The following is a 2,151-nucleotide window of genomic DNA, read 5'->3' as shown; positions in this document are numbered from 1 at the left end:
GCACTGCCCGCGCCAGCCCCGGCCAGTCCAGCAGACCCAGGATGATGGTGATGCCGAAAAAGACGAGGAGCGGACTCCAATTTGCAGGCAACGCGGCCGATAACGCCAACCAAAGCGGCAATTCGGGGAGCGACCGCAGGATTTCGATCGTTCGCTGAATGATGTGATCGACCCAGCCGCCGAGATAGCCCGCGAGACCGCCGAAGAGGAGGCCGAGAGCGAACGAGACCGCGATGCCGACGATGCCGACCGTCAGCGAGATCCGCGCCCCATAGATGATTCGGGAGAGGATATCGCGACCAAGCCTGTCGGTGCCGAGAACGAACATGGTGCCGTCGCTCGGAGGACAGACGAGATGGAAATCCATCGCCTTCATGCCCCAGAACTCATAACCGTCGCCGCGGCAGAAGAAGCGGATCGGCTGCGGGGTGGATCTGTCGGTTGTGTAGTCGCGCCGGAACGTCTCCAGATTGAAGGCGAACTTGTAAGGATAGACGAAGGGACCGACGAAGCGCCCCTCGTGCATCAGATGCACGGCTTGCGGTGGCGCGTAGATGAACTCTCCGTGTCGTTTGGTCTGATTGTAGGGCGCGATGATCTCGACGAACGGGATCATCGCGTAGAACGCCAGCAGGATCAGAGCGGACGCCACCGCAACCCGATGCTTGCGGAACTTCCACCACATCAGCTTCCAGGACGATGCGCGATAGAAGCTTTCGCTCTCCGCGCCGACAGGCTCCATCGCACCCGGATCGAAAGGCGCTGGATCGACGTAGTGCTGTCTCACTGAAACCACCTTGCTCATCGGCGACCCCCGCCAGCGCGAATGCGCGGGTCGAGCCACGCGAGAAGCAGATCGGAAACCAGCATGCCGAAGACCGTGAGCACAGCGACGAACATGAGAATGAAACCCGCGAGGAACTGATCCTGTGTCTTCAGCGCCGAGAGAAGGATGGGGCCGACCGTGGGAAGGCTGAGCACCAGCGAAACCAGGACCGATCCCGACACGAGATGCGGCAGCAGATTGCCGATATCCGCGATGAACGGGTTGAGCGACATGCGGAACGGATACTTCAGAAGGGCCTTGCGCGGTTCGAGGCCCTTGGCCTTCGCCGTCGTGTAATATTGCTTGCCGAGTTCATCGAGCAGATTGGCGCGCATGCGCCGGATCATTGCCGCCGTGCCGCCAAGGCCGATGACGAGCGTCGGCACGATGAGGTGCGACAAGAGGGATCTGAACTTCTCCCACGTCCACGGTTCGCCCGAAAAGCGCGCGTCGTAGAGACCGCCGATCGAAACGCCGAACCAGCGGTTCATGTAGTAGAGCAGGATCAACGCGAGGAGAAAGCTCGGCGTCGCGAGGCCGATATAGCCGATGAAAGTCGCAACGTAGTCGCCGAGCGAATATTGCCGCGTCGCCGAATAGATCGCGATCGGAATGGCGACGACGTGGATGAAAACCACCACGGCGAGGTTCACGACCAGGGTCAGCCAGAGCGCATCGCCGACGACATCCATCACTGGTTTGTCGAACTCGAACGACCAGCCCCAATCGCCCTGCAACAATCCCGAGAAACCATTGGGACCAGGAATTGCGCCGAGCCAGACCAGGTATTGTTGCCACACCGGCTTGTCGAGGCCGTATTGCTTGATCAGGAACTCCGCCTTGGCGATGGCATCGGCTTCGCCCTGCGCGCGCAGTTCCGCGATCTGGTTGGTGAGGAAGTCTCCCGGCGGCAGCTTGATGATGAAAAAGACCAATGCCGAAATAATCAGAAGCGTCACGATCATCGTGACGGAGCGACACAACAAGAAGCGGATCATCGACGGGCCTCTTTGTTGTCGGCCTTGTTCCAATAGATCTGGTCGGCGCGGTAAATGCCGATCATGGCGGTGGGTTCCCAGCTGTAGACCGCCTTGTCAGGCAGATGTTTCAGCTTGTCGCGCATCACGATCGGCTGGAGTGCGCCCGAGACGGTCCCGATCGACCATTGATTCTCCGCATGATTTCGCAGCATCTCGCGCCAAACGTTGGTCTGCACCATCTCGTTGCCGGTGTTCATCCAGATCTGGTAGAGGTCGAGGAGCCGCTTGGCCTCCGGAATGTCCACGGCCTCGCCCTTCGTGCCTTTGGTTTCGACATGCTGACCC

General features: G+C 60.1%; 2 protein-coding genes and 1 pseudogene. All 3 read right to left on the bottom strand.

The features are described from left to right. On the bottom strand, positions 1-805 hold an 805-nt coding region (locus AC1DT3_RS18855; RefSeq protein WP_477466751.1), incomplete at its 3' end, for an ABC transporter permease. Next, the gene (locus AC1DT3_RS18850; protein ID WP_477466750.1) at positions 802-1,824 is read right to left on the bottom strand and encodes an ABC transporter permease; all 1,023 of its coding nucleotides are present in this window, start codon (positions 1,822-1,824) and stop codon (positions 802-804) included. The genes AC1DT3_RS18850 and AC1DT3_RS18855, both read right to left, overlap by 4 nt. Continuing rightward, positions 1,821-2,151 (bottom strand): annotated as a pseudogene (locus AC1DT3_RS18845) (ABC transporter substrate-binding protein); the annotation flags it as partial. The pseudogene AC1DT3_RS18845 and the gene AC1DT3_RS18850, both read right to left, overlap by 4 nt.

Source organism: Microvirga sp. P4_G7, from assembly GCF_056401005.1.
Note: the sequence above shows the minus strand (reverse complement) of the source record. Positions and strands in the feature narration are given on the sequence as shown.